Source organism: Mesorhizobium sp. BR1-1-2, from assembly GCF_020165435.1.
In the GTDB taxonomy this organism is placed as follows: domain Bacteria; phylum Pseudomonadota; class Alphaproteobacteria; order Rhizobiales; family Rhizobiaceae; genus Mesorhizobium.
In genome coordinates, this window is sequence record NZ_JAIUID010000005.1 from 420,830 (window position 1) to 446,461 (window position 25,632).

Here is a 25,632-nt window from a genome sequence, read left to right on the forward strand (position 1 = left end):
TGGCAACGAAAAACGGAGCGGCCGGACTTGATCCCCGGCCGCTTCGGGTGGACGATTGTCGCGTGACCGCGAACAATCCCGGCAGGAGACCGGAAAGGCGTGGACGGGTGTCGCCGCGTGGCTGATACCCTACGGGGAGGAAACATGTCTCAAGCTCAGGAATTCGAGAAGGTTCTCTCGGGCAGCGACACGAGCGTTGCCGCGTTTGACGAGCATAAATCGGCGGTCAGACGCATCCAGCATTTTCTGCATTCGACGCCGGCCGCGGTGCCGCTGATCGTTCTGGTCCTGGCGATCATCGTGTTCGGCCTCACCATTGGCGGGCGTTTCTTCTCGTCCTACACGCTGACGCTGATCCTGCAGCAGATCGCAATTGTCGGCATTCTGGGTGCCGCCCAGACCCTGGTCATCCTCACCGCCGGCATCGACCTGTCGATTGGTGTCATCATGGTGATTTCAGCCGTGATCATGGGCAATTGCGCCGTCAGCTACGGCCTGCCGAGCGTCCTTGCCGTGGCGATCGGACTTGTCGCGGGTGCTGCCTGCGGGCTGCTCAACGGGGTGCTTGTCGCCTACATGAAACTGCCGCCATTCATCGTGACGCTCGGGACCTGGAACATCGTCATGGCGACGAACTTCATCTATTCGGCCAACGAGACGATCCGCGACACCGACGTAGACGTTCAGGCACCGCTGCTGCATCTGTTCGCGCTCAGCTTCAAGGTCGGCACTGCTGTGCTGACGGCCGGCGTGATTGCGATGGTCGCGCTCGTGCTGCTCCTCTGGTACGTGCTCAATCACACGGCATGGGGCCGCCATGTCTACGCTGTCGGTGACGATCAGGAGGCGGCGAAACTGTCGGGTATCCAGACCAAGAAGGTGCTCATGACGGTCTATACCCTGGCCGGGCTGATCGCCGCTTTCGCCGCCTGGGTCTCCATCGGCCGCAATGGGTCGATCTCGCCGTCGGCCGCCGTGACCGACTACAACCTGCAGGCGATCACCGCCACGGTGATCGGCGGTATTTCTCTTTTCGGCGGCCGCGGCTCGATCCTCGGCACGCTGTTCGGCGCGATGATTGTCGGTGTCGTCTCCATGGGCCTCAACATGCTGGGCGCCGATCCGCAATGGAAGGTGCTGCTCACCGGCGTGCTGATCATCGGCGCCGTGGCGGTCGATCAATGGATCAGAAAGGTTTCGGCATGACCCAGGACCCTATCCTCACCGCTCGTGGACTGGTCAAGCGCTACGGCCGCGTCACCGCCTTGGACAATGCTGATTTCGACCTCTACCCCGGCGAAATCCTCGCTGTTATCGGCGACAACGGCGCCGGCAAGTCGTCGCTCATCAAGGCGATTTCAGGCGCTGTGGTGCCCGATGAAGGCGAAATCCGGCTTGAGGGCAAACCGGTCGCCTTCAAGTCGCCCATGGAGGCTCGCGAAGCCGGCATCGAGACGGTCTACCAGAACCTGGCGCTGTCGCCGGCGCTGTCGATCGCCGACAACATGTTTCTCGGCCGCGAGATACGCAAGCCCGGCTTTGTCGGCCAATGGCTTCGCATGCTCGACCGTCCGGCGATGGAAAAGCGCGCTCGCGACAAGCTGACTGAACTCGGCCTGATGACCATCCAGAACATCAGCCAGGCGGTAGAGACGCTGTCGGGTGGCCAGCGCCAGGGCGTGGCAGTGGCGCGCGCCGCCGCTTTCGGCTCTAAGATGGTCATCATGGACGAGCCGACAGCAGCACTTGGCGTCAAGGAAAGCCGCCGCGTGCTGGAACTCATCCTCGACGTGAAGAAGCGCGGTCTGCCGATCGTGCTGATCTCGCACAACATGCCGCATGTCTTCGAAGTGGCAGACCGCATCCACATCCATCGGCTGGGTCGTCGGCTGTGCGTCATCGATCCCAAACAACATACAATGTCCGATGCCGTCGCCTTCATGACCGGCGCAAAGACGCCGCCGGAGGCGGCGCTGGCGGCCTGAACTGCCAAATTGCCGCTGGGTAAGTCGGCTCCGGTTGACTTAAATCGATTGAACGTTTGCTGCAATGCGGTAGCATGGGCTGGGATGAATGATGAAAGCCGGTATGATCGTGGCAACCGCACGAGAGGCAGCATGACGCGCACGATGACATCCGACCCCCTCCCGCCACTGCTTGAAAATCCCGATCCCAAGACCCTCGCAAGGGAAGTCTTGATGGCCCTGAAATACAGGGTCGGCAAGGACACCACCGTCGCCACCCAGTACGATTGGCTGACCGCCTCGATCAAGGTCGTGCGCGACCGCATCGTCGATCGCTGGATGCAGGCGACGAAAGAGGCCTACGCCCAGCAGGAAAAGCGCGTCTATTACCTCTCGCTGGAGTTCCTCATCGGCCGCCTGATGCGTGACGCCTTCTCCAATCTCGGCCTGATGGAGAACATGCGCGAGGCGTTGTCGTCGCTCGGAGTGGAACTCGACCTCATCGCCACGCTTGAGCCGGATGCAGCACTTGGCAATGGCGGCCTCGGCCGGCTCGCCGCCTGCTTCATGGAAAGCATGGCCACCGTCGATATTCCCGCGCATGGCTACGGTATCCGCTACGCCAACGGCATGTTCCGCCAGGAGATCCATGACGGCTGGCAGGTAGAATTGCCCGAGACCTGGCTCGATCACGGCAATCCCTGGGAGTTCGAGCGCCGCGAACGGTCGTTCGAGGTCGGGTTCGGCGGCTCGGTGGAATCGGTCACCACCAGGGATGGCCGGCTGGAACGCCATGTCTGGAAGCCGACCGAGCATGTGCTGGCCGTCGCCTACGACACACCCGTCGTCGGCTGGCGGGGGAATCGCGTCAACACACTGCGGCTTTGGTCGGGCATGCCGGTCGATCCGATCCTGCTCGACAAGTTCAACGCTGGCGATCACATCGGCGCACTCGCCGAAAGCAACAAGGCCGACGCGCTGTCGCGCGTGCTCTATCCCGCCGATTCCCACATGGCAGGGCAGGAACTCAGGCTGCGGCAGGAATATTTTTTCTCCACTGCTTCGCTGCAGGACATCGTGCAGCGCCATCTCAGTCAATATGGCGACCTGAAGTCGCTGCCCGACAAGGCGGCAATCCACCTCAATGACACCCACCCGGCGATCGCCGTGCCGGAACTGATGCGCCTTCTGATGGACGTCCACGGCATGGATTTCGACCAGGCCTGGGACACCACCAAACGCACCTTCGGCTATACCAACCACACGCTGCTGCCGGAGGCGCTGGAAAGCTGGCCGGTGCCGCTGTTCGAGCGGCTTTTGCCGCGCCATATGCAGATCGTCTACGCCATCAATGCTCAGGTGCTGCTCGAGGCGCGCGCCACCAATCAGTTCTCCGGCGAGCAGATCAGCCGCATCTCGCTGATCCAGGAGAATGGCGACCGCCGCGTGCGCATGGGCAATCTCGCCTTCGTCGGCTCGCATTCGATCAACGGCGTCTCGGCGCTGCATACCGAGCTGATGAAGGAAACGGTATTCGCCGACCTGCACACACTTTATCCCGACCGCATCAACAACAAGACCAACGGCATCACGCCGCGGCGCTGGCTGATCCAGTGCAATCCAGGTCTGACCGCACTCGCCCGCGAGGCGATCGGCGACCGCTTCCTGGATGACATCGAGGCCATCAAGGGGCTCGATGCCTTTGCCGACGATACTGCTTTCCGCGAAAAATTCGCCGGCGTGAAGCGGCAGAACAAGGTGAAGTTGGCCAATCTCATTGCCGAGCGGCTCGGTATCAGGCTCGATCCCTCGGCGCTGTTCGACATCCAGGTCAAGCGCATCCACGAATACAAGCGCCAGCTCCTGAACATCCTCGAGGCGGTCGCGCTCTACGACCAGATCCGCTCGCATCCGGAGCGCGACTGGATGCCGCGCGTGAAATTCTTCGGCGGCAAGGCGGCGCCCAGCTACCACAATGCCAAGCTGATCATCAAACTGGCCAATGACGTCGCCAGGGTGATCAACCGCGATCCGGCCGTTCGCGGCTTGCTCAAGGTGGTGTTCGTGCCGAACTACAATGTCAGCCTCGCCGAGATCATGATGCCGGCCGCCGACCTTTCCGAGCAGATCTCGACCGCCGGCATGGAGGCTTCGGGCACCGGCAACATGAAGTTCGCGCTGAACGGCGCGCTGACCATCGGCACGCTCGACGGCGCCAATGTCGAAATCAAGGAGTGTGTCGGCGACGACAACATCTTCATCTTCGGCCTGACCACGGCGGAGGTCGCCGAGCGCCGCAACAATGGCTATGATCCGCGTGCCGTCATCGAGGCATCGCCCGAACTGTCGCAGGCGCTCGCGGCCGTTTCATCGGGCGTCTTTTCGCCTGACGATCCCAACCGCTACCGCGATCTCATCAATGGTCTCTACGACAGCGACTGGTTCATGGTCGCGGCGGATTTCGACGCCTATGCCGCTTGCCAGAGAGACGTCGACGCCGTCTGGCGCAACAGTCCGGACTGGTACGCCAGGGCAATCCATAACGTCGCGCGCGTCGGCTGGTTCTCTTCCGATCGCACGATCCGCCAATACGCGAAAGACATCTGGAACGTGCCTGCCTGATGTGATTGCATGAAGCGACGAACGATGTGGTCCTGGTGTGAGTTCGGACGCCGAATTTATACCTTAAAACAAACATTCGGTGCCCGGGGAGGGACACTGCCCGATGAGGAAACCGCGCGCGACCGCTGCGACAAGCGGGCCGGACGGATCGGCGCCGGCCAGCGATGTCGCGGCGATTGTCGCCGGCACGCACGGCGATCCTTTTGCGGTTCTCGGCGTCCATGAGGTGGGCAAGAGCCTGTTTGCCCGCTGCTTCGTTCCGCATGCGGAGTTCGTCACCGCCTATACGCTGACCGGCATGATTGCTGGTGAATTGTCCAGGCGTGACGATGGCGGCTTTTTCGAAGGCAAGCTGTCGATCAGGAAGCGTCAGCCGTTGCGCTATCACGCCAGGAATGCCGGCGGCGACTGGTGGCTGACCGATCCCTATTCTTTCGGCCCGGTGCTCGGTCCGATGGACGATTACTACATTGCCGAGGGCTCGCATCTGAGGCTGTTCGACAAGCTCGGCGCGCATGTCATCGAGCACGAAGGCGCCACCGGCGTGCATTTCGCCGTCTGGGCCCCCAACGCAAGGCGCGTCTCGGTGGTCGGCGATTTCAACGACTGGGACGGCCGCCGCCATTCGATGCGCGACCGCCGGGACACCGGCATCTGGGAGGTGTTCATCCCCGATATCGGCGCCGGCAGGCCCTATAAATACGAGATCATCGGCCCCGATGGCGTGAGGCTCCCGCTCAAGGCCGATCCGTTTGCCTTCAAGTCCGAACTGCGCCCGGCGACCGCTTCGGTGACCGCTGCGTCGCCCGCCCATCAATGGGGCGATGAGGCGCATCGCAGTTTCTGGCGCAATGCCGATCCCCGGCGCGAGGCCATCTCCATCTACGAGGTCCATGCCGGCTCCTGGCAGCTTCGCGATGACGGCACGTTTCTGTCATGGGATGAACTGGCCGACCGGCTGATCCCCTATGTCGTAGAGACCGGCTTCACCCACATCGAGTTCATGCCGATCTCCGAACATCCCTATGATCCTTCCTGGGGCTACCAGACGACAGGCCTCTACGCACCGTCGGCCCGCTTTGGCGACCCGTCCGGCTTTGCCCGCTTTGTCGACGGCGCCCACCGTGCCGGCGTCGGCGTCATCCTCGACTGGGTGCCGGCGCATTTTCCGGTCGACGAGCATGGCCTCATCCATTTCGACGGCACCGCGCTCTACGAACATGCCGATCCGCGCCAGGGTTTTCATCCCGACTGGAACACGGCGATCTACAATTTCGGCCGCCGCGAAGTGGTCTCGTTCCTCGTCAACAACGCGTTGTTCTGGGCCGAAAAATACCATGTCGACGGCCTGCGCGTCGACGCGGTCGCCTCGATGCTCTACCTCGATTATTCGCGCAAGGCAGGCGAGTGGATCCCCAACGAGAAGGGCGGCCGCGAGAACCTCGAAGCGGTCAGCTTCCTGCAGAAGATGAACAAGGAGCTCTACGGCCACCATCCAGGGGTTATGACCATCGCCGAGGAATCGACCTCGTGGCCGAAGGTCTCGGCGCCGGTCCATGAAGGCGGGCTGGGCTTCGGCTTCAAGTGGAATATGGGCTTCATGCACGACACGCTGGAGTATTTCTCCAAGGAGCCGATTTTCCGCAAACACCACCACAACGACCTTACCTTCGGCCTGGTCTACGCCTTCTCGGAGAATTTCGTGCTGCCGCTCTCGCATGACGAGGTCGTGCACGGCAAAGGCACGCTGCTTGGCAAGATGGCCGGCGACGACTGGCAGAAGTTCGCGACCTTGCGCGCCTACTACGCTTTCATGTGGGGCTACCCCGGCAAGAAGCTGCTGTTCATGGGCCAGGAGTTCGCGCAGCGCCGCGAATGGAGCGAGGCGCGCGCGCTCGATTGGAATCTTCTCGATTTCCGCTCGCATCGCGGTGTCTGGCAGGTAGTGCGCGACCTCAACTATCTCTACCGCTCGCGTCCGGCCCTGCACGGCCGCGATTGCGAGCCGGAAGGCTTTTCCTGGCTGATCGTCGACGACAGCCAGAATTCCGTCTTCGCCTGGCTGCGCAGCGCGCCGGGAGGCAATCCGGTCGCGATCATCTCCAATTTCACGCCGGTGCCGCGCGACAATTACCGCGTGCCGCTGCCGAAAGCAGGCACATGGCGCGAAATCATCAATACGGACGCTTCCGAATATGGCGGATCCGGCGAGGGCAATGGCGGCGCCGTCGAAGCGCGGGCGGAGGAGGGGGGCATCTCCGCAACGATGCTCTTGCCGCCGCTGTCGACGATCATGCTTGAACTGGTCGCGGAGCAAGCCATGTCGAGACCGGGTAACTTGGGAGGGTAGAAATGGCAAACTCGAAACGAACCCAGCCGCTGGCCCGCGACGCCATGGCTTATGTGCTGGCCGGCGGCCGCGGCAGCCGCCTCAAGGAACTGACCGACCGGCGCGCCAAGCCGGCGGTCTATTTCGGCGGCAAGACGCGCATCATCGATTTCGCGCTCTCCAACGCCCTCAACTCCGGCATCCGCCGCCTCGGCGTCGCAACCCAATACAAGGCGCATTCGCTGATCCGCCATTTGCAGCGCGGCTGGAACTTCCTGCGGCCCGAACGAAACGAAAGCTTCGACATCCTGCCGGCCAGCCAGCGCGTGTCGGAAACGCAATGGTATGAAGGCACGGCTGACGCGGTCTACCAGAACATCGACATCATCGAGGCCTATGGTCCGGAATACATGGTCATCCTGGCCGGCGACCACATCTACAAGATGGATTACGAGATGATGCTGCGCCAGCATGTCGACGCGGGCGCCGATGTCACGGTCGGCTGCCTCGAAGTGCCGCGCATGGAGGCCACCGGCTTCGGCGTCATGCATGTCGATGCCAAGGACAACATCATCGCCTTCGTCGAAAAGCCCGCCGATCCTCCCGGCATTCCTGACAAGCCCGAGTTCGCCCTGGCCTCGATGGGCATCTACGTGTTCAAGACCAGGTTCCTGATGGAGCAGTTGCGCCGCGACGCGGCCGAGCCCGGCTCGAGCCGTGACTTCGGCAAGGACATCATTCCCTATATCGTCGAGCACGGTAAGGCGATCGCCCACCGCTTCGCCAAGTCGTGCGTGCGTTCGACCGCCGAGAACGAGGCCTACTGGCGCGACGTCGGCACCGTCGATGCCTATTGGGAAGCCAATATCGACCTGACCGACGTGACGCCCGAACTCGACCTCTACGACCGCGACTGGCCGATCTGGACCTATGCCGAGTTGAAGCCGCCGGCGAAATTCGTCCATGACGAGGATGGACGGCGCGGCTCGGCCGTGTCCTCGCTGGTGTCGGGCGACTGCATCGTCTCGGGCGCCACGCTCCGCAAAAGCCTGATCTTCACAGGCGCGCGCATCAATTCCTATTCGACGCTGGAAGAGGTCGTCATGCTGCCCGACGTTCATGTCGGCCGGAACGCAAAGTTGAAGCGCGTGGTCATCGACCACGGTGTAAGGATACCGGAAGGGCTGGTGGTCGGTGAGGATCCCGTGCTCGACGCCAAGCGCTTCCGCGTTTCGGAAAAGGGCATCTGTCTGATCACGCAGGACATGATCAACAAGTTGTCAACCTGATCAGGTTGATCAACAAGCTGTCACTTTAGGGTGGTTTGTGCATGTCCTTGCCCAAGAACAGCTGCACGGTTGTGGGCTAGATGCACCAGGAGCGGTTCGGTAAGCGCATGCAGGTTCTGTCGGTCACGCCCGAGATCTTTCCGCTGATCAAGACCGGCGGGCTTGCCGATGTGACCGGCGCGCTGCCCGTCGCGCTGGCCGCCAAAGGCGTGACCATGCGCACGCTTATTCCGGGCTTTCCCATGGTGATGGACGCCTTCAAGAAAAAGAAAGCTGTCTACAAGTATCCGCTGCTGCAGGGCGGCAAGGCCTCGGTCCATTCTGTCCAGCTTGCCGGGCTCGATCTTTTCGTGCTCGATGCGCCGCATCTGTTCGATCGCCCCGGCGGTCCTTACGGCAATGCCGCGGGTGCCGATTGGCCGGACAATTGGCGCCGTTTCGCAGCGCTCAGCCAGGCCGGCGCCGATATCGCCGGGGGTGCCATCTCCGGCTACATGCCCGATATCGTGCATGCCCATGACTGGCAGTCGGCGATGACGCTGGCCTATATGCGCTATGGCAAGGCGGTGGGCACGCCGTCGATGATGACCGTCCACAATCTCGCCTTCCAGGGGCAGTTCGGCGCCGGCATCTTCGGCGAACTCGGCCTGCCGACGGCGGCGATGGCGCTCGACGGCGTGGAATATTATGGCGGCGTCGGCTTCCTCAAGGCCGGCCTGCAGGCCGCCTGGGCCATCACCACCGTCAGCCCGACCTATGCGCAGGAAATCCGCTCGCCGGAATTCGGCATGGGTCTCGACGGCCTGATCAACATGCGTTCCAGCGACCTCTATGGCATCGTCAACGGCATCGACACCGCCATCTGGGACCCGGAAACCGACAGGCATCTGGTGTCGAATTATACCGCCGCCTCGCTCAAGGCGCGCGCGCCCAACAGGGCCGCTGTCGAGGACCGTTTCGGGCTCGATCGCGACGGCAGCCCGATCGTCTGCGTCGTCAGCCGCCTGACTTGGCAGAAGGGCATGGATATATTGGCGACGGCGGTCGACGGCATCGTTGCGGCGGGCGCGCGGCTGGCCATTCTCGGCTCGGGCGATGCCGGCCTCGAAGGCGCGCTGCTCGCCGCTGCCGCGCGCCACCGCGGCCGCATAGGTGTGGTCGTCGGCTATGACGAAGGCCTGTCTCACGTCATGCAAGGCGGCTGCGACGCCATCGTCATCCCGTCGCGCTTCGAGCCTTGCGGACTGACGCAGCTTTATGGCCTGCGCTATGGCTGCGTGCCGGTGGTCGCCCGCACTGGCGGGCTCGCCGACACCATCATCGACGCCAATGAGGCGGCGCTTGCCGCCGGCGTGGCGACCGGGTTCCAGTTCGCGCCCAGCGATGGCGGCGCGCTGCTTCACGCCATCCGTCGCCTGGCCGAGGCCCATGCCAGCCCCGCGATCTTCGAGGCCATCCAGCGCCAGGGCATGAAGACCGACCTGTCCTGGGATCGAAGCGCTGACAAATATGTTGAACTCTATCGCCTGCTGCTTTCGAAAAGGGTTGCTTGAAGCATGATACGCACCGTCCCCACCAAACCCTATTCCGACCAGAAGCCCGGCACGTCGGGGCTGCGCAAGAAGGTGCCTGTGTTCCAGCAGGAGCACTATGCCGAGAACTTCATCCAGTCGATCTTCGATGCGCTGGACGGGTTCAAGGGCAAGACGCTGGTGATCGGCGGCGACGGCCGCTTCTACAATCGCGAGGTCATCCAGAAGGCCATCGCCATGGCCGCCGCCAACGGCTTTGGCAAGGTGATGGTCGGGCAGGGCGGCATCCTGTCGACGCCGGCCGCTTCGCATGTCATTCGCAAGTACAAGACGTTCGGCGGCATCATCCTGTCGGCCAGCCACAATCCGGGCGGCCCGCACGAGGATTTCGGCATCAAGTACAATGCCGGCAATGGCGGCCCGGCGCCGGAAAAGCTGACCGATGCGATCTTCGCCAGGAGCAAGGCGATTTCCAGCTTCAAGACCGCCGACATCGATCCGATCGACATCGACACGATCGACACCGTCAAGGCCGCCGGCATGACCGTCGAGATCATCGACCCGGTCGCCGACTATGCCGAATTGATGGAAAGCCTGTTCGATTTCGATGCGCTGCGCAAACTGTTCAAGTCGGGCTTTCGCATGCGCTTCGACGCCATGCACGCGGTGACCGGTCCCTACGCCAAGGAGATCCTCGAACACCGGCTCGGCGCGCCCGACGGCACCTGCCGCAACTTCAAGCCGCTGCCGGATTTCGGCGGCCACCATCCGGATCCGAACCTGGTCCATGCCAAACATCTCTATGACGAGATGATGGGACCGGACGCGCCGGATTTCGGTGCCGCCTCCGACGGTGACGGCGACCGCAATTTGATCATCGGCAAGGGTATTTTCGTCACCCCGTCGGATTCTCTCGCCATGCTTGCCGCCAACGCCCGCCTGGCGCCGGGCTACAAGAAAGGCTTGAAGGGCATCGCCCGCTCGATGCCGACCAGCGGGGCCGCCGACCGCGTTGCCGAGAAACTCGGCATCGGCATGTATGAGACGCCGACCGGCTGGAAATTCTTCGGCAATCTGCTCGATGCCGGCATGGCGACCATCTGCGGCGAGGAAAGTGCCGGCACCGGCTCCAACCATGTCCGCGAGAAGGACGGCCTGTGGGCCGTGCTCCTGTGGCTCAACATCCTCGCCGCGCGCGGCGAGAGCTGTAAGCAGATCGCCACCGAGCACTGGGCGACCTACGGCCGAAACTACTATTCGCGCCATGACTACGAGGAAGTCGATAGCGCGCGCGCCAATGCGCTGATCGACGAACTGCGCGCCAAGCTTGGCTCGCTGCCCGGCACCAGCGTGCGCGGCCTGAAGATCGCCAAGGCGGACGACTTCGCCTATCACGATCCAGTCGACGGATCGACCAGCGAGCATCAGGGCATCCGAGTGCTGTTCGAAGGCGGCTCGCGCGTCGTCTTCCGGCTCTCCGGCACGGGCACCTCGGGTGCCACCTTGCGCGTCTACATCGAGCGCTACGAACCGGACAAGGCCAGGCACGATCTCGACACGCAGGCAGCGCTCGCCGATCTGATCGCGGCAGCGGATGACATCGCGGGAATCAGGAGCCACACCGGCCGCAACAAGCCAAGCGTGATTACTTGAGCGTGGTGCTGCGTGCGCCCATAGCTGCTCGCAGAGTATCAGGCGAGACAATGACGGGCGTATGGCGCTGTACCCCCCTCTGGCCTGCCGGGCATCTCCCCCTCAAGGGGGGAGATCGACAGTTTCAGCGCCTCGTTCCTCATGCTGCGTTGGCCGTTAGCGAAAGCGATGAGGCAGTTCGATCTCCCCCCTTGAGGGGGAGATGCCCGGCAGGGCAGAGGGGGGTGCCTCGCTCTAACCTAGGCGACATTTTCCCGTGAACCAATTCGGTGCCACCATCACCCGCGACGGCATCCGCTTCGCCGTCTGGTCTTCATCGGCGCGCCGCTTGTGGGTCTCGATCTTCGACGGTCACGGAAACCGCGAACTCGACCGGCTGGAACTGCAGCCGGAAGGCGAAGGGGTGCATGCGCTCTTCGTTTCCGGCCTTGCCGCCCGCACGCGATACGGCTTCCGCGCCGATGGCGACTACGCTCCCGAGCGCGGATGTTGGTTCGACCCCGACAAGCTGCTGACCGATCCCTACGCCGTCGAAATCGACCGGCCCTATGCCTATCATTGGCGCCTCGCTGCGCGCCGCAACGAGGGTGCCGACACCGCGCCGCTGATGCCGAAGGCCGTGGCGAAAGCCCCGCCCACGGCTGTGCCTGTGCCGCCGCCGCTGTTCCGTCCCGGCGGCCTGATCTACGAAGTGCCGGTGCGCGCCTTCACCATGCGGCATCCCGATATACCGGAAAGCCGGCGCGGCACGATCGCCGCACTTGCTCATCCGGCTGTCATCGAGCACCTGCAAAGGCTCGGCGTCTCCGCCGTCGAACTGATGCCCGTGACGGCATCGATCGACGAGCGGCATCTGCCGCCGCTCGGGTTGAGCAACGCCTGGGGCTATAACCCTGTCACCTTCATGGCGCTCGACCCGCGCCTGGCGCCTGGCGGCCTGGCCGAATTGCGCGACACCGTTGCCGCGCTGAGGAAAGCCGGCATCGGCACCATTCTCGACCTCGTCTTCAACCATACGGGCGAAAGCGACAGGCTCGGTCCGACATTGTCGCTGCGCGGCCTCGACAATCAGGCTTACTACCGGCATCAGCCTGATGGCAGGCTGGTCAATGACACCGGCACGGGCAACACGGTCGCGTGCGACCATCCGGTGGTGCGGGAAATGGTGCTCCACACGCTTCGCCATTTCGTCCGCCACGCCGGCGTCGACGGATTTCGTTTCGACCTGGCGCCGGTGCTGGGGCGCGTCGGCGGCACCTTCGAGCCCTCGGCGCCCTTGCTTGAGGCGATCGCCGTCGATCCTGTCCTTTCAGATCGTGTGTTGATCGCCGAACCGTGGGACGTCGGCCCCGACGGCTATCAGCTTGGCAATTTTCCCCCGCCTTTCCTCGAATGGAACGACCGCTATCGCGACGATGTCAGGCGCTTCTGGCGCGGCGATGCCGGCGGTGTCGGCGTGCTCGCCACACGGCTTGCCGGCTCGTCCGATATTTTCGGCAGGGCTGGGCAGCCGACCAGCCGAAGCGTCAATTTCATCGCGGCGCATGACGGTATGACGCTGGCCGACATCGTCGCCTATGAGGAGAAGCACAACGAGGCCAATGGCGAGCAAAATCGCGACGGCCACAACGAGAACCTGTCCTGGAACAACGGCGCCGAGGGCGAGACGGACGACGCAGCAATCAGGAAGGCGCGCTTCAGCGACCAGTGTGCGCTGCTCGCTACGCTGTTCGCCTCGCGCGGCACCATCATGCTGACATCAGGCGACGAATTCGGCCGCAGTCAGCAAGGCAATAACAACGCTTATGCGCAGGACAACAACATCACCTGGCTCGACTGGACCGGGCGTGACAAGGCGCTGGAAGACTACGCATGTGCACTGGCCGCTTTGCGCCGCACAACGCCGGCGCTCTCCAATATAAATTTCCTTACCGGCCAGCCGCTGGCGGGTTCGGACACGGCCGACGTCGCCTGGCTCACCGAGACGGGGGCGTCGCTCGGCGAGGCGGATTGGAACGATCCCGCCCGGCATCGCCTCGTCATGCTGCTCGGCGGCGTGGATGGCCGGCTTGCCGTTATGATCAATGGCGATCGCCGCCAATGCATCTTCACTTTGCCCGCGCGAGACGGATTCCAATGGCATCCCGCCATCGAAGCGCAAGCAGTTGATCTTTCTCGCGCGCTGCCTAGCCGCAGCGTGAATTTCATGATCGAGCGCAGGCCGAAAGGGCCCACACAGGAAAAGGGTCGTGATGGCTGACGACAATGCCCAGCGGGAGGGCGACTGGTGGCGCGGCTGCATCATTTATCAGGTCTACCCGCGTTCCTTCCAGGACACGACCGGCGACGGCAGCGGCGATCTCGCCGGCATCACATCAAGGCTCGCCCATATCGCCTCGCTCGGTGCGGATGCCGTCTGGCTGTCGCCTTTCTTCAAGTCGCCGATGGCCGATATGGGCTACGACGTGTCGGACTATCGCGACGTCGATCCGATGTTCGGCACGTTGGAGGATTTCGACATTCTCGTTGCCGAAGCACACCGGCTCGGCCTGAAGATCGTCATCGACCAGGTGCTGTCCCATTCCTCCGACAGGCACGAATGGTTCGTCGAAAGCCGTGCCAGTCGCGACAATCCAAAGGCCGACTGGTATGTGTGGGCCGACGCCAGGCCCGATGGCGGCGCGCCCAACAACTGGCTGTCGGTCTTCGGCGGCCCCTCATGGGAGTGGGATGCGACCCGCCGGCAGTACTACCTGCACAATTTCCTCGCTTCGCAGCCGGATCTCAATTTCCACAATCCCGAGGTCCAGGACGCGCTCCTGGATACGGTGCGGTTCTGGTTGGAGCGCGGCGTCGACGGCTTTCGGCTGGATACCGTCAACTACTACGTCCACGACCGCTGGCTGCGCAGCAATCCGCCCTTGGCGTCAAGCATTGCGGGCACCAATACCGAGACCAACACCTACCTCTACCAGGAGCACCTGTTCGACAAGACGCAACCGGAAAACCTGGCGTTCCTGCGGCGCTTCCGGGCGCTGATGGACGAGTATGGGGACCGCGCCGCCGTCGGCGAAATCGGCGATGAAGGCCGCTCCTTGCAGACGCTGGCCGCCTACACCTCCGGCGGCGACAAGCTGCATATGTGCTACACTTTCGATCTGCTTGGCCCGCAGTTTTCGGCGGCGCATGTGCGCGGCTGTGTCGAGGCATTCGAAAATGCTGTCGCCGATGGCTGGGTCTGCTGGGCGTTTTCCAACCACGACGTCGTGCGTCATGTCAGCCGCTGGACGCGGCCTGGCGGCGATCCCGACATGGTGGCCAAATTCTCGATCATGTTGCTCTCTTGCCTGCGTGGCTCGATCTCACTCTACCAGGGCGAGGAACTCGGTTTGCAGGAGGCGGAACTTGCCTATGAGGATCTGCGCGATCCGGTCGGCATCCGCTTCTGGCCCGGCGTGAAGGGAAGGGATGGCTGCCGCACACCCATGGTCTGGGAGTCCGGCGCCGACAATGCGGGCTTCTCCACCGGTAAACCCTGGCTGCCGGTGCCGGAAAGCCATCGCGCTCGCGCGGTCGATATACAAAGCGGCGATGAGCAATCGGTACTCTCCGCCTACCGTTCGGCGCTCGCTTTGCGCAAGCGGCATCCGGCGCTGGTCGGCGGTTCGATCCGCTTTCTCGACGCCGAAGGCGACGTGCTGGCCTTTGTCCGCGAGCATGGCGATGAGAGGCTGCTCTGTGCCTTCAACTTCGCCGGGGAACCGGCCAATTGGCCGCTGCCGCAAGACTTAGGAGCGGTTGCGAAACTTGGCGGCGATGCCTCGCTCGCCGGGGAGGCCGGGCTTTTGCTGCCGGCACTCGGATGCTTTCTTGGACGGCTTGCCTGATTCAGCGCGTGCCGGCCACCTTACTGGACAAGCACGGCACGTCCGCACGTTGCGCCGGTGACCCGGACGTCGGCCTCGCCGAGACGCACGCCAAGAGCTCCGAGCAGATTGGTAAGCAAACTGTCGACCGGGGCCGCCACGCCGTTCAGAAGCGCCACCACCGGCGGCTTCACAAATCCCAGAAGGCTGTTCAGATTCAGCGGCAGACCCAGTAAATTCGCCGTCAGCGACAAATCGCTGACCAGCGACGTAGTCAATGATTGGGTGAAATTCTGCGTGTAAGCGGTCCTTATCGTCTTGGCGTCGATATCAGCCTTGTTGAAGGTCAAAGTCGTCGGCGTGTTGTTGGCCATGTCAAACGCCGCTGAGCCCACCACGGACAGCACGGGGATGATCAGAAGTTTCACGGCCGCGACCTCGGTGTTGGAAAACGTCTCCTTGCTGGTGAAATCGGCAAAGCCGGCGCTGCTGCTGTCACCGAGATGCCCTTCGACGATACCGGGGCGCGTAGCGATGGTGACCTTGATACTGCCAGGGCCGGTCGGACAACTTATGTCGGCGAGCTTGGCCTCGGCATAGGCGACTTCGACATGCAGAGGCAGGCTGACCGACACCAGGGTGATACCGCCTCCGACATTGCTGTTGCCGGCTCCGATCTTCACCACCAGCTTGATGCGGGTCTGGGCCGTCCGCACAATGGTGCCGACTTCGCCGACCGTCAGCCATGGCGTGGATTGCGGCGGTTCGCCGACGGCGATGGCGAGCGTGCTCGACAGCACCCCCGGTATGCCGGCGCTGAGACCGAGGTCGATCTGCTTCGAACCGTTTGCCAGTCCGGCGGCGGCCGTCAGCATTCCCATCGCGCTGGCGTCAACGCCAAGGCCGGCCGGCCTTTGCCCGAGGCCGAGGCTGCCGACGGAACCGAGGTCAATGAGATGGCTGAGCGGAATCTTGACCGTGCTGGTCGATTTGGTCGCGATGGTTTGCAGGGCGGCCTTGGCCGTGTTGCCCAGCCCGGGAACATTGGCCATGGCGGTGGCGACCTGGCCGACTGTAGCCTTCGAGGCCAGGACGTCCGAATAGGTCACACCCGTCAGGTTCAACTGCACCGCCAGGGCATCGACGAAGGAAAGCACGCTGACATCGGCCGAGATCAATCCGTTGTAATCCATGACGCTGAGCGAGATGTTGCCGCCGAGGAGCCCGCCGAGAAGCGCGTTAAGGACGGGGCTGTTGCTGGTATTGACACTGAGCAACCTCGATCCGACCGAGAAAGTGGCCTGTGGCGTCATGCTGGCGGTGGCCTCGGTGCCAATGACGGGCGTGGGGATCAGCGAGCTTGCGAAATAGCGGTTGGGGATCTTGCGCAGGGTCACATGGACCGCATTGTAAGGCGCTGCGCCTGCCTGGAAGCGTTGACCCACATTGACCGAGGAAGCCCCGGCATACCGGCCGGGCGTGACCGTCACGACGGTTTTGCCGACCACCGCGGGGATGGTCTGACCCGGGCCTTGAACGACGACACCTGGCATGCCGTTGTCGGTGAGCGTGGTCACGACCGCGGTCTGGACGTTGTCGATGTTCGAAGCCGCGGTGATCGCTGCCAGGTCGACCATTGCCTGTGCTTCCCGGCGCTCGGTGTAGATGGAGGCCTCGTCGATGGCGACCGCCGCCAGCGCCAAGGCAACGGGGGCGCTCAATGCGGTCATGACGGCGAAGTTCGCCTTCCTGTCTCGCATCATCGACCGCGCGAGCCAGCCGGCACCCTTGCGCGCATCCAAAGCCATTAGATACCTCCCACCCTGATCGTGGACTGGCGCTTAATCGTGGTATCCGGCATGGCTATGCCCGGAAACAGACTCCAGATCGGCAGGTTGCGGGCATCGTACTGGATCGACACCACGAACTGATTGCCGTCGGCCGTGCTGTCATTGGCCTGGTAGGTCAGCTTGCTGGCGTCGACGAAGGGATATCCACCGGCATTATTGGCGAGAAACGAGGCCACCAGCGTCTGCCGCTCGGTCTGGTTCAGCCCCGAGATGGCCGTCCGGGCGGCGTCCGCCGCGATCTGCTGTATTGAATTGGCCGCGCCGAAATAGATACCGTATGCAACCATTCCGAGCAGGAGAAGGATGAATATCGGTGACAACAGAGCGAACTCAACCGCCGAAGTTCCCGAAGTGTCTGTCTGGAATCGGCGCCCCTGGATCCGGCGAATGAGGTTCTGAACCATGCTGCCGAGCATGCCAAAGTTCGCATGCAGAAAGCGAAAACTCTAGGCGCAACCTGGAAGTGTGTATGATTGAAAAGCTGCGCTAATTTAGCCGCGGCTTCTTTGATTCCTGGCTATTGACTTAGGGTCAATCAGTACTCGGTTGAAAAGAGCTTGCCGCCTGTCTAGTCTCCTGCCACCAGCCGACGGAGGGAACCGGCGGCGCGCTCAAAGGGGCCAGACATCGGTCCCGGGGCGTCAACACGTAAAGGCGCGCCGTTGGCAGCGCCGACAGGGAGAAACTTCATGCTGAAAAACATGCTGAAGGCGACGGCATTCGCCACAACCATGGCGCTGGCCGCCGGAACATTTTACACGCCGGCCTTTGCCGAGGTCGTCTACAACAGGGGCACTGCTGCCGAATCCGAGTCGGTTGATCCGCATAAGACCTCGACGGTCTATGAAGCCAATGTCTTGCGCGACCTGTTCCAGGGCCTGGTGATGCAGGACGAGAAGGCCAACGTCATCCCCGGCGCCGCTGAGAGCTGGACGGTGTCGGATGACGGCACCGTCTACACCTTCAAGCTCAGGAAGGACGGCCAGTGGTCCGACGGCAGCCCAGTGACGGCCGAAGACTTCGTCTTCGCTTTCCGTCGCCTCGAAGACCCGGCCACGGCCGCCGAATATGCCTCGATGCTCTATCCCGTCAAGAACGCCGAGGAAGTCAACACCAAGAAGGGCAAGCCCGAGGACATGGGCGTCAAGGCGATCGACGCGACAACCCTTGAAGTGACGCTGAAGGCGCCGACGCCCTATTTCCTCGAAATGCTGACCCATCAGGCGACCTATCCGGTCAACAAGGCGTCCATGGACAAGCTCGGCGCCGACTGGATCAAGCCGGGCAATCTCGTTTCCAACGGCCCCTATACGCTGGCCGAGTGGGTTCCCAACGATCATATGAAACTGGTCAAGAATCCGAAATTCTGGGATGCCGGAAGCGTCAAGATCGACGTCGTCAACTACATCCCGACAGAGGATCGCTCGTCGGCGATGAAGCGCTTCGAGGCCGGCGAACTCGACAGCTACGACGATCTCCCGACCGAGCAGCTCGCCGACCTCAAGGCCAAGTTCGGTGACCAGATCAAGGTGGGGCCGTATCTCGGCACCTACTACTACGCGATCAAGACCGACAAGAAGCCTTGGGACAATGTCGAGCTGCGCAACGCCATCTCGATGGCCATCGACCGTGATTTCATCGCCGAGAAGGTCTGGCAGAACTCAATGCTGCCGGGCTATTCGATGGTCCCTCCGGGCATCGAGGGCTACACGCCGGCAATGGCCAAATATGCCGACATGTCGCAGATCGACCGTGAGGACGCAGCCAAGAAAATCCTCGAGAAGCTCGGCTACACGCCGGAGCATCCGCTGAAGATGGAGATCCGCTACAACACGTCGGAGAACCACAAGAATACCGCGGTCGCCATCCAGGAACAGCTGAAGCCGCTCGGCGTCGACGTCACGCTGCTCAACACCGACACCAAGACCCACTACTCCTTCCTCGAGCAGAGGGGCGACTATGACGTGGCGCGCGCCGCCTGGATTGCCGACTACAAGGATCCGGAAACCTTCCTGGGCATTTCGCGCAAGGCCAGCGGCAATAACTATTCGGTCTATGACAGCCCGCAATACGAGGCGGCCATGGACAAGGCGGCCGCCGCCGGCGGCAAGCCGGAAGAGCGCATGAAGGAACTCGCCGCCGCCGAACGTATCCTCGTCGACGACGTCGGCCAGATTCCGCTTCTCTACTATAGCTACCACGATATCGTTTCCCCGAAGCTGCACGGCTTCGTCGACAACGTCATGGACGTGCATCCGTCCCGCTTCATCTCCAAGGATTGAAAACCTTGATCGAACCGCCGCCCGTTCAGGACGGCGGTTCGATCTGTCGTCGCAGGGGGCCCGAAAGTCGAAATCGATTTTCGCAGGCCACGATGCGAAGATGAGAGGTGCCAGAGCGCTGCGGGCGTCCGGTCGGATGCCCGTCACCCTGGCTGAAGCAGGGCACCGCCGATGCTACGCTACATTTTCAGGCGGCTTCTGACCGCCATTCCGACGCTATTCGTCATCGTGACGTTGGCGTTCTTCCTGATGCGCGTCGCACCGGGCGGCCCGTTCAACCAGGAGCGCGGCCTGAGCCCAGAGATCAGGGCCAATCTTGAAGCCCAGTTCGGGCTCGCCGACCCGCTCTGGCTGCAATATGTCCACTATCTCGGCAATCTCCTGCGCGGCAATTTCGGCCCGAGCTACAATATGCCGGACTTTACCGTCACCGAGCTTTTCGCCAAGGGCCTGCCTATTTCCATTCAGCTCGGCGCCTCCGCGCTGATCCTGGCGCTGCTGCTCGGCACCGTGCTCGGTACCATTGCGGCGCTCAACCAGAACAAACTTGGCGACTACACGGTGATTGCGCTGGCGACCGCCGGCAGCACCATCCCGACCTTCGTCATCGCGCCGGTGATCCAGCTTGTGTTCGGATTGACCTGGAAGCTGTTGCCGATCGGCGGCTGGGGCGACGGCGCGCTCATCAACAAGATCGGTCCCGTGCTGACGCTTGCCCTGCCGCAGATCGCCATCGTCGCCCGGCTGATGCGCGGCTCGATGATCGAATCGCTGCGCTCGCATCACATCCGCACGGCGCGCGCGCTCGGCCTGTCCGACTGGTCGGTGGTGGTCAAGCATGCGCTGCGCGGCGCCGTCCTGCCGATCGTCTCCTTCACCGGTCCGGCTGCCGCCGCACTGCTCACCGGCTCGATCATCGTCGAGACGATCTTCTCCATTCCGGGCGTCGGCCGCTACTTCGTCGATGCCGCGCTCAACCGCGACTACACGCTGGTGATGGGGACGGTGGTGGTCATCGCCATCTTCACCATCGTCTTCAACCTGATCGTCGATGTCATGTATGCCGTGGTCGATCCGAGGGTGCGCTATGACTGATATCGCGATCGCCGCACCGGTCGTCGGCCGTTCGCTGTGGGGCGATGCCTGGGCGCGCCTCAAGGCCAACCGCGCCGCCATGTTCAGCCTCTACTATCTGATCCTGATCGCTGTGATCAGCGTGTTCGGGCCCTGGTTCGTGCCGCACCAATACACCACCATCTATGGTGATTATGTACGCACGCCGCCGAGCCTGTCGGCCTATCCGAAGGCGGACATGATCGAGACCGCGCTCGATGAGGCGATCAGGCGCATGCGCGTCGACATCAAGGAGTGGCGCCAGGACGGCAATCGCGTCTTCGTCACCGTAACCTCCAGCAAAGCAATCGACGACCGCAACATCCGCTATCTCGACCGGTCCGATGCCTTCGACGACACCAGGATCGAAAGCAAATCGCCCGATGGCCTGGAAGCGACGATGAGCGCCTCGGTCAAGCAGCAATATTTTCTTTTCGGCACCGACAACACCGGCCGCGATCTGTTGTCGCGGACGCTGATGGCCGGGCGCGTCTCGCTGGCCATCGGTCTGCTCGCCGGCGTCGTGGCCGTGGCCATCGGCGTGCTCTACGGCGCCACCGCCGGCTTTGCCGGAGGCAGGGTCGATGAGGTGATGATGCGCATCGTCGACGTGCTTTATTCGCTGCCCTTCATCTTCTTCGTCATCATGCTGGTCGTGTTCTTCGGCCGCAACTTCGTGCTGATGTTCCTGGCGGTCGGCGCCGTGCTGTGGCTCGACATGGCTCGCATCGTGCGCGGCCAGGCGCTGTCTATCCGCCGCCAGGAATATGTCCAGGCGGCCGAGGCCATGGGCGTCGGCCAGCGCGGCATCCTTTTGCGTCACGTCATTCCCAACCTGCTCGGGCCGGTGGTTATCTACATGACGCTGCTGGTGCCGCAGGTCATTATCCTGGAGAGTTTTCTGTCGTTCCTCGGGCTCGGCATCCAGGAACCGATGACCAGCTGGGGCGTGCTGATCTCGGTCGGCGCCAAGAACATCGGCACCGCCAACTGGCTGCTTCTGTTCCCTGCCTTCTTCCTGGTCTCCACCTTGTTCGCCCTGAACTTCGTCGGCGACGGCCTGCGCGATGCGCTCGACCCCAAGGACCGCTAAGATGGACGCAGCAGAGACCATTCTCAGCGTAAAGGATCTTCGCGTGCGCTTCCGCACCCTCGACGGCGCGGTCGAGGCGGTGAAAGGCATCAACATCCATGTCAAGGCGGGCGAAACCGTCGCTGTGGTAGGCGAATCCGGCTCCGGCAAAAGCCAGACGATGATGGCGGCGATGAGCCTGCTGGCCTCCAATGGAGAAGCCACCGGCAGTGTCGATTATCGCGGCCGCAATCTTCTGACGCTGAGCAAATCCGAGCTGAACAAAGTCCGCGGCCGCAAGATCAGTATGATCTTCCAGGAGCCGATGACCTCGCTCGATCCGCTCTATTCGATCGGCAACCAGCTGATCGAACCGATCCGCCGGCATCGCGGCTTGAATGCGGCGCAAGCGCGCGAGGAGGCGCTCAACCTGCTCAGGCTGGTGCATATTCCCGATCCCGAACGGCGCATGAAATCCTATCCGCACGAAATGTCGGGTGGCCAGCGCCAGCGAGTCATGATCGCCATGGCTTTGGCAAACGATCCCGACATCCTGATTGCCGACGAACCGACGACAGCGCTCGACGTCACCATCCAGGCGCAAATCCTCATGCTTCTGGCCGAGCTGCAGCGCAAGCTCGGCATGGCGATCGTCTTCATCACACACGATCTCGGCATCGTGCGGCGCTTTGCCGACCGGGTCTATGTCATGCGCTCCGGCGAGGTGGTGGAGGAGGGGGACGCGCAAGCGATCTTCGCCAGTCCTCAGCATGCCTACACCAAGATGCTGCTGGCGGCCGAGCCGACCGGAACGAAGGCGCCGCCGCCGGCCAATGCGCCGGTCCTGCTCGAAGGCAGAAACGTCGAGGTCACCTTCCGCATCGGCGGCGGCTTTCTGGCCGGCGAGCCGCTGATGCTGCGCGCCGTCGACCACATCTCGATCAGGCTGAGGCGCAATCAGACGATTGGCATCGTCGGCGAATCAGGTTCTGGAAAATCGACGCTTGGCCGCGCTTTGCTGAGGCTGTTGCCGAGCGATGGCGTGATCCGCTTCGGCGACCGCGATATCTCGACCGCCGACCGCCAGACGATGCGGCCGCTGCGGCGTCAGTTGCAGCTGGTCTTCCAGGATCCGTTCGGTTCGCTGTCGCCGCGTATGACCATCGGCCAGGTCATCACCGAAGGGCTGCTGGTGCATGAACCGAACCTCTCGGGCAAGCAGCGCGATCAGCGCGCCGTCGAGGCGCTGCGCGAAGTCGGCCTGGATCCCAACTCGCGCAATCGCTATCCGCATGAATTCTCAGGCGGCCAGCGCCAGCGCATCGCAATCGCCCGCGCCATGATCCTCAAACCCAAGCTGGTGGTGCTGGACGAGCCGACCTCGGCCCTCGACCGCTCGGTGCAGAAGCAGATCGTGGAGTTGCTGCGCAAGCTGCAGGCCGACCATGAGCTGTCTTACCTCTTCATCAGCCACGATCTCGCCGTGGTGCGCGCCATGGCCGACTACATCATCGTCATGAAGCAGGGCAAGATCGTCGAGGAAGGGCCGACGGAAGACATTTTCAGCAATCCGCAGGCCAGCTACACGCAGACTCTGATGAGCGCCGCGATCGATGTCACGCGGTTCCGTTTGAGTGCGTGAGGCGAGCCCGGCAGCGGCGCCTCAGCTCAATTCGCCAGCCCTGGGCATTTGCGCGCCCTGGCGGCGGCCATGGCCGCTTGCTGCTGCTTCAGCCGATCGATCCTGGTCGTTTCGCGATTGGCGACCGCGGCCTTGACGCTTGAGCCGCCCAGCAGCCATCTGGGAACACTGGTGCTGGCGACCTTACCGCGCGTGATGGCTGTCTGCGAGATGCCTTTGGCGGTTTCGCCTATGGCGCTGCTCAGTTCGGCGCATGTCATCTTGTCGTAATTCGCCGGGTCGATCGATCCGCTGGTCGACGCGCAGCCTCCGACAAGGGCGAGAAGGAGCACGGGGATGAACGGCCTGCTGGGGGTCGACTGCAATTTCATGTCCACGACCTTACTCCAGCGTAAGCGACCATGGCCACCCTCCGATATGCTCGCATCCATACGTACGCCGAAACGAACCGGGGTCATTCACATTCACGACGGTCACGAGTTCGGCCTCGGCGGAACCCTTGAAAGAGAGCCTGCGAGCCCCATCTGCGTTGACAAATATTCCTGGCTGGTTGATGGCTGAGGCGATATCCTATATCAGCGGACAGAACGAGCTTGTCATTGCGCGGCTATTGCCTAGATCGATCGCTTGTCGAAAATTTTGGATTCTTTTTGGCTGAAATGGAATAGTCATTCCATGAAAAGTTGGATCAAGAATTCAAAAGAGCCGGTAAAGGCGCTGCCGAAGGCTGGCAACGTACAATCAATACTCATAAATCAGACGAAGTTTATCGGGGATGTTGTTCTAACTTCGGTTCTGGTCAGGCATCTGCGGGCAGAGTTTCCGAACGCGACGATCACCATGCTATGCCAGGCGGCGCTGGCGAAATTCGTTCTTGAGCAAGGCATCGCCGACAGCGTGGTTTCGCTCGATCGCGGCAAAATGCGCGGCTCCCCTTTCGAGCGCGTGTCCGGAATGTCCAGGCTCCTGCACGATCTGAGGAAGTCGGATTATGATCTTATCATCGATCTGTCCGACTCCAAGACGTCACGGCTCGTCATGCGCTTCGTCAAGGCGCCCTTTCGCGTGGGCTATGTTCCATCGGAGCAGCCCCTGAAATTCTGGGAGCGCCAAAGCGCCAACATCTTTGCCGCCACATACGGCCATGGCGGCGAGCATTATCTGCATCGGTACCTGTCGCCGCTGTTTGCCCTTGGCATTCCTGTGACCGATCCTATCCCGTCCCTGAAGCCAACCGAATCCGGTTCGCGTCAGGCAAAGCAGCTGCTTGCCCGACACGAATTGGAAAGGAAGTCGTTTGTCGCCGTCCATGCCGGCGCCAGTTTCCCAGGGCGTTGCTGGCAGCCTGACCGTTTCGCTTCGGTCCTGGGAGAGATTTACCGGCGAAAGGGTCTGCGGGCGGTCATCGTTGGCGGCCCCGACGAGGCAGGTATCGCAGGCAAGGTGTTGGATGCGGCAACATCGCCGATCGTGAATCTCGTTGGCCAGGCACCCCTGACAACCCTTTTGCCTCTGCTGGGCGACGCTCTGATTTTCCTGGGCAACGAAAGCGGACCCATGCACCTGGCCGCGGCCATGAAAACGCCCGTCGTTGGCCTGTTCGGTCTGACCCAACCTGACATTTGGGGGCCTCTTGGCGTCCCTAACCGTGCGCTGCAGCCCCCGATGCCATGCAAGTGCATAGCGCCGGGCCTCTGCAAGGTGGGCAATGCAGGGGGTGTTTATTGCGTTCAACGGCTTGACGCCGCCGACGTCACGAAAGCGGCTATCGAACTCATAGACCGCGTCAGCTAAAGCAATTCCAGGAAAAGTGCGCAGCGGTTTTCCGTCCGCAATTGCGTAAAGCAAGGAGTTGGAGCGGTCGGCGATCCCATCAAACGCTGAGCCGCTGCAGCGGGAACAACAAACACGCGTAGCGCTTTGTTTTTCTGGTCGGAGTGGCAGGATTTGAACCTGCGACCCCCTCGTCCCGAACGAGGTGCGCTACCAGGCTGCGCTACACTCCGTGACCAGACCGCGGGCTTATAGCCGCCGCATCTGGTTCCTGCAAGCGTCAATGGCAGCACTTCTGTCGCATTTCGCCAGCTTTCTTCGCGAGCCTGTTTCAGCGCCTCGAATAAACGTCGCTTAAGGCTTCCGTGATAGGGCACCCTCGGCAACCGTTTGCGCGACTTGTGTTTCCAGCCGCCCGGAGATTGCAGTCTTGACCCTCGGGATCGTTGGCGAAGTCCGGCCCAACAGTTTCGGCTTCAGTCGCGAGGACGGCACTTGGGCCTGGTGCGGGCCTCCTCCAACAAGCCGGAGCTTGTCGTAGTGGTGGAGAGCCCGGTATCGTCACAGCGGCGCCGGCAGATGTTCGACGCCGTGCTGCGCCGCAGTCCGGAAGTCGGCGCCTACAACCAGACTCTCTGACAAGGG

Annotated in this window: 17 protein-coding genes, 1 tRNA gene and 1 pseudogene; 15 read left to right on the plus strand and 4 right to left on the minus strand. The window is 62.5% G+C overall.

Translation table 11 applies throughout. From position 1 onward, the window contains the following. Positions 1-144: 144 nt before the first annotated feature. From LB551_RS14565 to LB551_RS14605, 9 genes are all read left to right on the plus strand, one after another. Positions 145-1,206, plus strand: coding sequence for an ABC transporter permease (locus LB551_RS14565; RefSeq protein WP_224659619.1), 1,062 nt, complete (start codon positions 145-147; stop codon positions 1,204-1,206). After that, the gene (locus LB551_RS14570) at positions 1,203-1,985 is read left to right on the plus strand and encodes an ATP-binding cassette domain-containing protein (protein WP_140495053.1); all 783 of its coding nucleotides are present in this window, start codon (positions 1,203-1,205) and stop codon (positions 1,983-1,985) included. The genes LB551_RS14565 and LB551_RS14570 overlap by 4 nt, the downstream gene beginning before the upstream one ends. 132 nt (positions 1,986-2,117) lie before the next feature. Next, positions 2,118-4,586 (plus strand): glycogen/starch/alpha-glucan phosphorylase, encoded by a 2,469-nt coding sequence (locus LB551_RS14575; RefSeq protein WP_224659620.1) that lies wholly within the window; start codon positions 2,118-2,120, stop codon positions 4,584-4,586. Positions 4,587-4,689: 103 nt separating this feature from the next. After that, the gene (gene glgB / locus LB551_RS14580) at positions 4,690-6,936 is read left to right on the plus strand and encodes a 1,4-alpha-glucan branching protein GlgB (RefSeq protein WP_224659621.1); all 2,247 of its coding nucleotides are present in this window, start codon (positions 4,690-4,692) and stop codon (positions 6,934-6,936) included. A gap of 2 nt (positions 6,937-6,938) precedes the next feature. Further along, positions 6,939-8,204 (plus strand): glucose-1-phosphate adenylyltransferase, encoded by a 1,266-nt coding sequence (gene glgC / locus LB551_RS14585; RefSeq protein ID WP_140550962.1) that lies wholly within the window; start codon positions 6,939-6,941, stop codon positions 8,202-8,204. Positions 8,205-8,311: 107 nt separating this feature from the next. Beyond that, positions 8,312-9,757 (plus strand): glycogen synthase GlgA, encoded by a 1,446-nt coding sequence (gene glgA, locus LB551_RS14590; RefSeq protein ID WP_224659622.1) that lies wholly within the window; start codon positions 8,312-8,314, stop codon positions 9,755-9,757. Between the two features lie 3 nt (positions 9,758-9,760). Next, positions 9,761-11,389 carry an alpha-D-glucose phosphate-specific phosphoglucomutase gene (locus LB551_RS14595; protein WP_224659623.1) on the plus strand — a complete coding sequence of 543 codons (1,629 nt, stop codon included), beginning with the start codon at positions 9,761-9,763 and terminating at the stop codon, positions 11,387-11,389. 256 nt (positions 11,390-11,645) lie between these two features. After that, positions 11,646-13,649, plus strand: a complete 2,004-nt coding sequence (glgX, locus tag LB551_RS14600; RefSeq protein ID WP_224659624.1) for a glycogen debranching protein GlgX — start codon at positions 11,646-11,648, stop codon at positions 13,647-13,649. Then, positions 13,642-15,276: an alpha-glucosidase family protein gene (locus tag LB551_RS14605; protein WP_224659625.1), complete on the plus strand. Its 1,635-nt coding sequence runs from the start codon at positions 13,642-13,644 to the stop codon at positions 15,274-15,276. The genes glgX and LB551_RS14605 overlap by 8 nt, the downstream gene beginning before the upstream one ends. Positions 15,277-15,296: 20 nt before the next feature. Here the strand turns inward: LB551_RS14605 and LB551_RS14610 are convergent, their stop codons facing one another. Further along, the gene (locus LB551_RS14610) at positions 15,297-17,063 is read right to left on the minus strand and encodes a TadG family pilus assembly protein (RefSeq protein WP_224659626.1); all 1,767 of its coding nucleotides are present in this window, start codon (positions 17,061-17,063) and stop codon (positions 15,297-15,299) included. Next, on the minus strand, positions 17,063-17,509 hold the full coding sequence (locus LB551_RS14615; protein ID WP_224659721.1) for a TadE/TadG family type IV pilus assembly protein: 447 nt from the start codon (positions 17,507-17,509) through the stop codon (positions 17,063-17,065). Before LB551_RS14615 ends, LB551_RS14610 begins: the two co-directional genes overlap by 1 nt. Before the next feature lie 285 nt (positions 17,510-17,794). Between LB551_RS14615 and LB551_RS14620 the strand changes: the two genes are divergently transcribed. The 4 genes from LB551_RS14620 to LB551_RS14635 all read left to right on the plus strand — a co-directional run bounded on the left by LB551_RS14620 (position 17,795) and on the right by LB551_RS14635 (position 23,214). Continuing rightward, positions 17,795-19,387: a peptide ABC transporter substrate-binding protein gene (locus tag LB551_RS14620; protein ID WP_140494803.1), complete on the plus strand. Its 1,593-nt coding sequence runs from the start codon at positions 17,795-17,797 to the stop codon at positions 19,385-19,387. A gap of 171 nt (positions 19,388-19,558) precedes the next feature. Continuing rightward, positions 19,559-20,482 (plus strand): ABC transporter permease subunit, encoded by a 924-nt coding sequence (locus LB551_RS14625; RefSeq protein ID WP_224659627.1) that lies wholly within the window; start codon positions 19,559-19,561, stop codon positions 20,480-20,482. Next, entirely contained in the window at positions 20,475-21,593 is a 1,119-nt protein-coding gene (locus LB551_RS14630; RefSeq protein WP_224659628.1) for an ABC transporter permease, read from the plus strand. Before LB551_RS14625 ends, LB551_RS14630 begins: the two co-directional genes overlap by 8 nt. 1 nt (position 21,594) lies before the next feature. Next, entirely contained in the window at positions 21,595-23,214 is a 1,620-nt protein-coding gene (locus LB551_RS14635) for an ABC transporter ATP-binding protein (protein ID WP_224659629.1), read from the plus strand. Between the two features lie 26 nt (positions 23,215-23,240). On the opposite strand, the gene LB551_RS14640 is transcribed toward LB551_RS14635, so the two are convergent. Continuing rightward, positions 23,241-23,585 carry a hypothetical protein gene (locus tag LB551_RS14640; RefSeq protein ID WP_224659722.1) on the minus strand — a complete coding sequence of 115 codons (345 nt, stop codon included), beginning with the start codon at positions 23,583-23,585 and terminating at the stop codon, positions 23,241-23,243. 304 nt (positions 23,586-23,889) lie between these two features. On the opposite strand from LB551_RS14640, the gene LB551_RS14645 reads away from it, so the two are divergent. After that, on the plus strand, positions 23,890-25,008 hold the full coding sequence (locus LB551_RS14645; RefSeq protein ID WP_224659630.1) for a glycosyltransferase family 9 protein: 1,119 nt from the start codon (positions 23,890-23,892) through the stop codon (positions 25,006-25,008). Positions 25,009-25,143: 135 nt separating this feature from the next. Here LB551_RS14645 and LB551_RS14650 read toward each other — a convergent pair. Next, positions 25,144-25,220, minus strand: a tRNA-Pro gene (locus tag LB551_RS14650). Positions 25,221-25,471: 251 nt separating this feature from the next. On the opposite strand from LB551_RS14650, the pseudogene LB551_RS14655 reads away from it, so the two are divergent. Further along, positions 25,472-25,626: pseudogene (locus tag LB551_RS14655) on the plus strand (phosphomannomutase/phosphoglucomutase); the annotation flags it as partial. Positions 25,627-25,632: the final 6 nt, after the last annotated feature.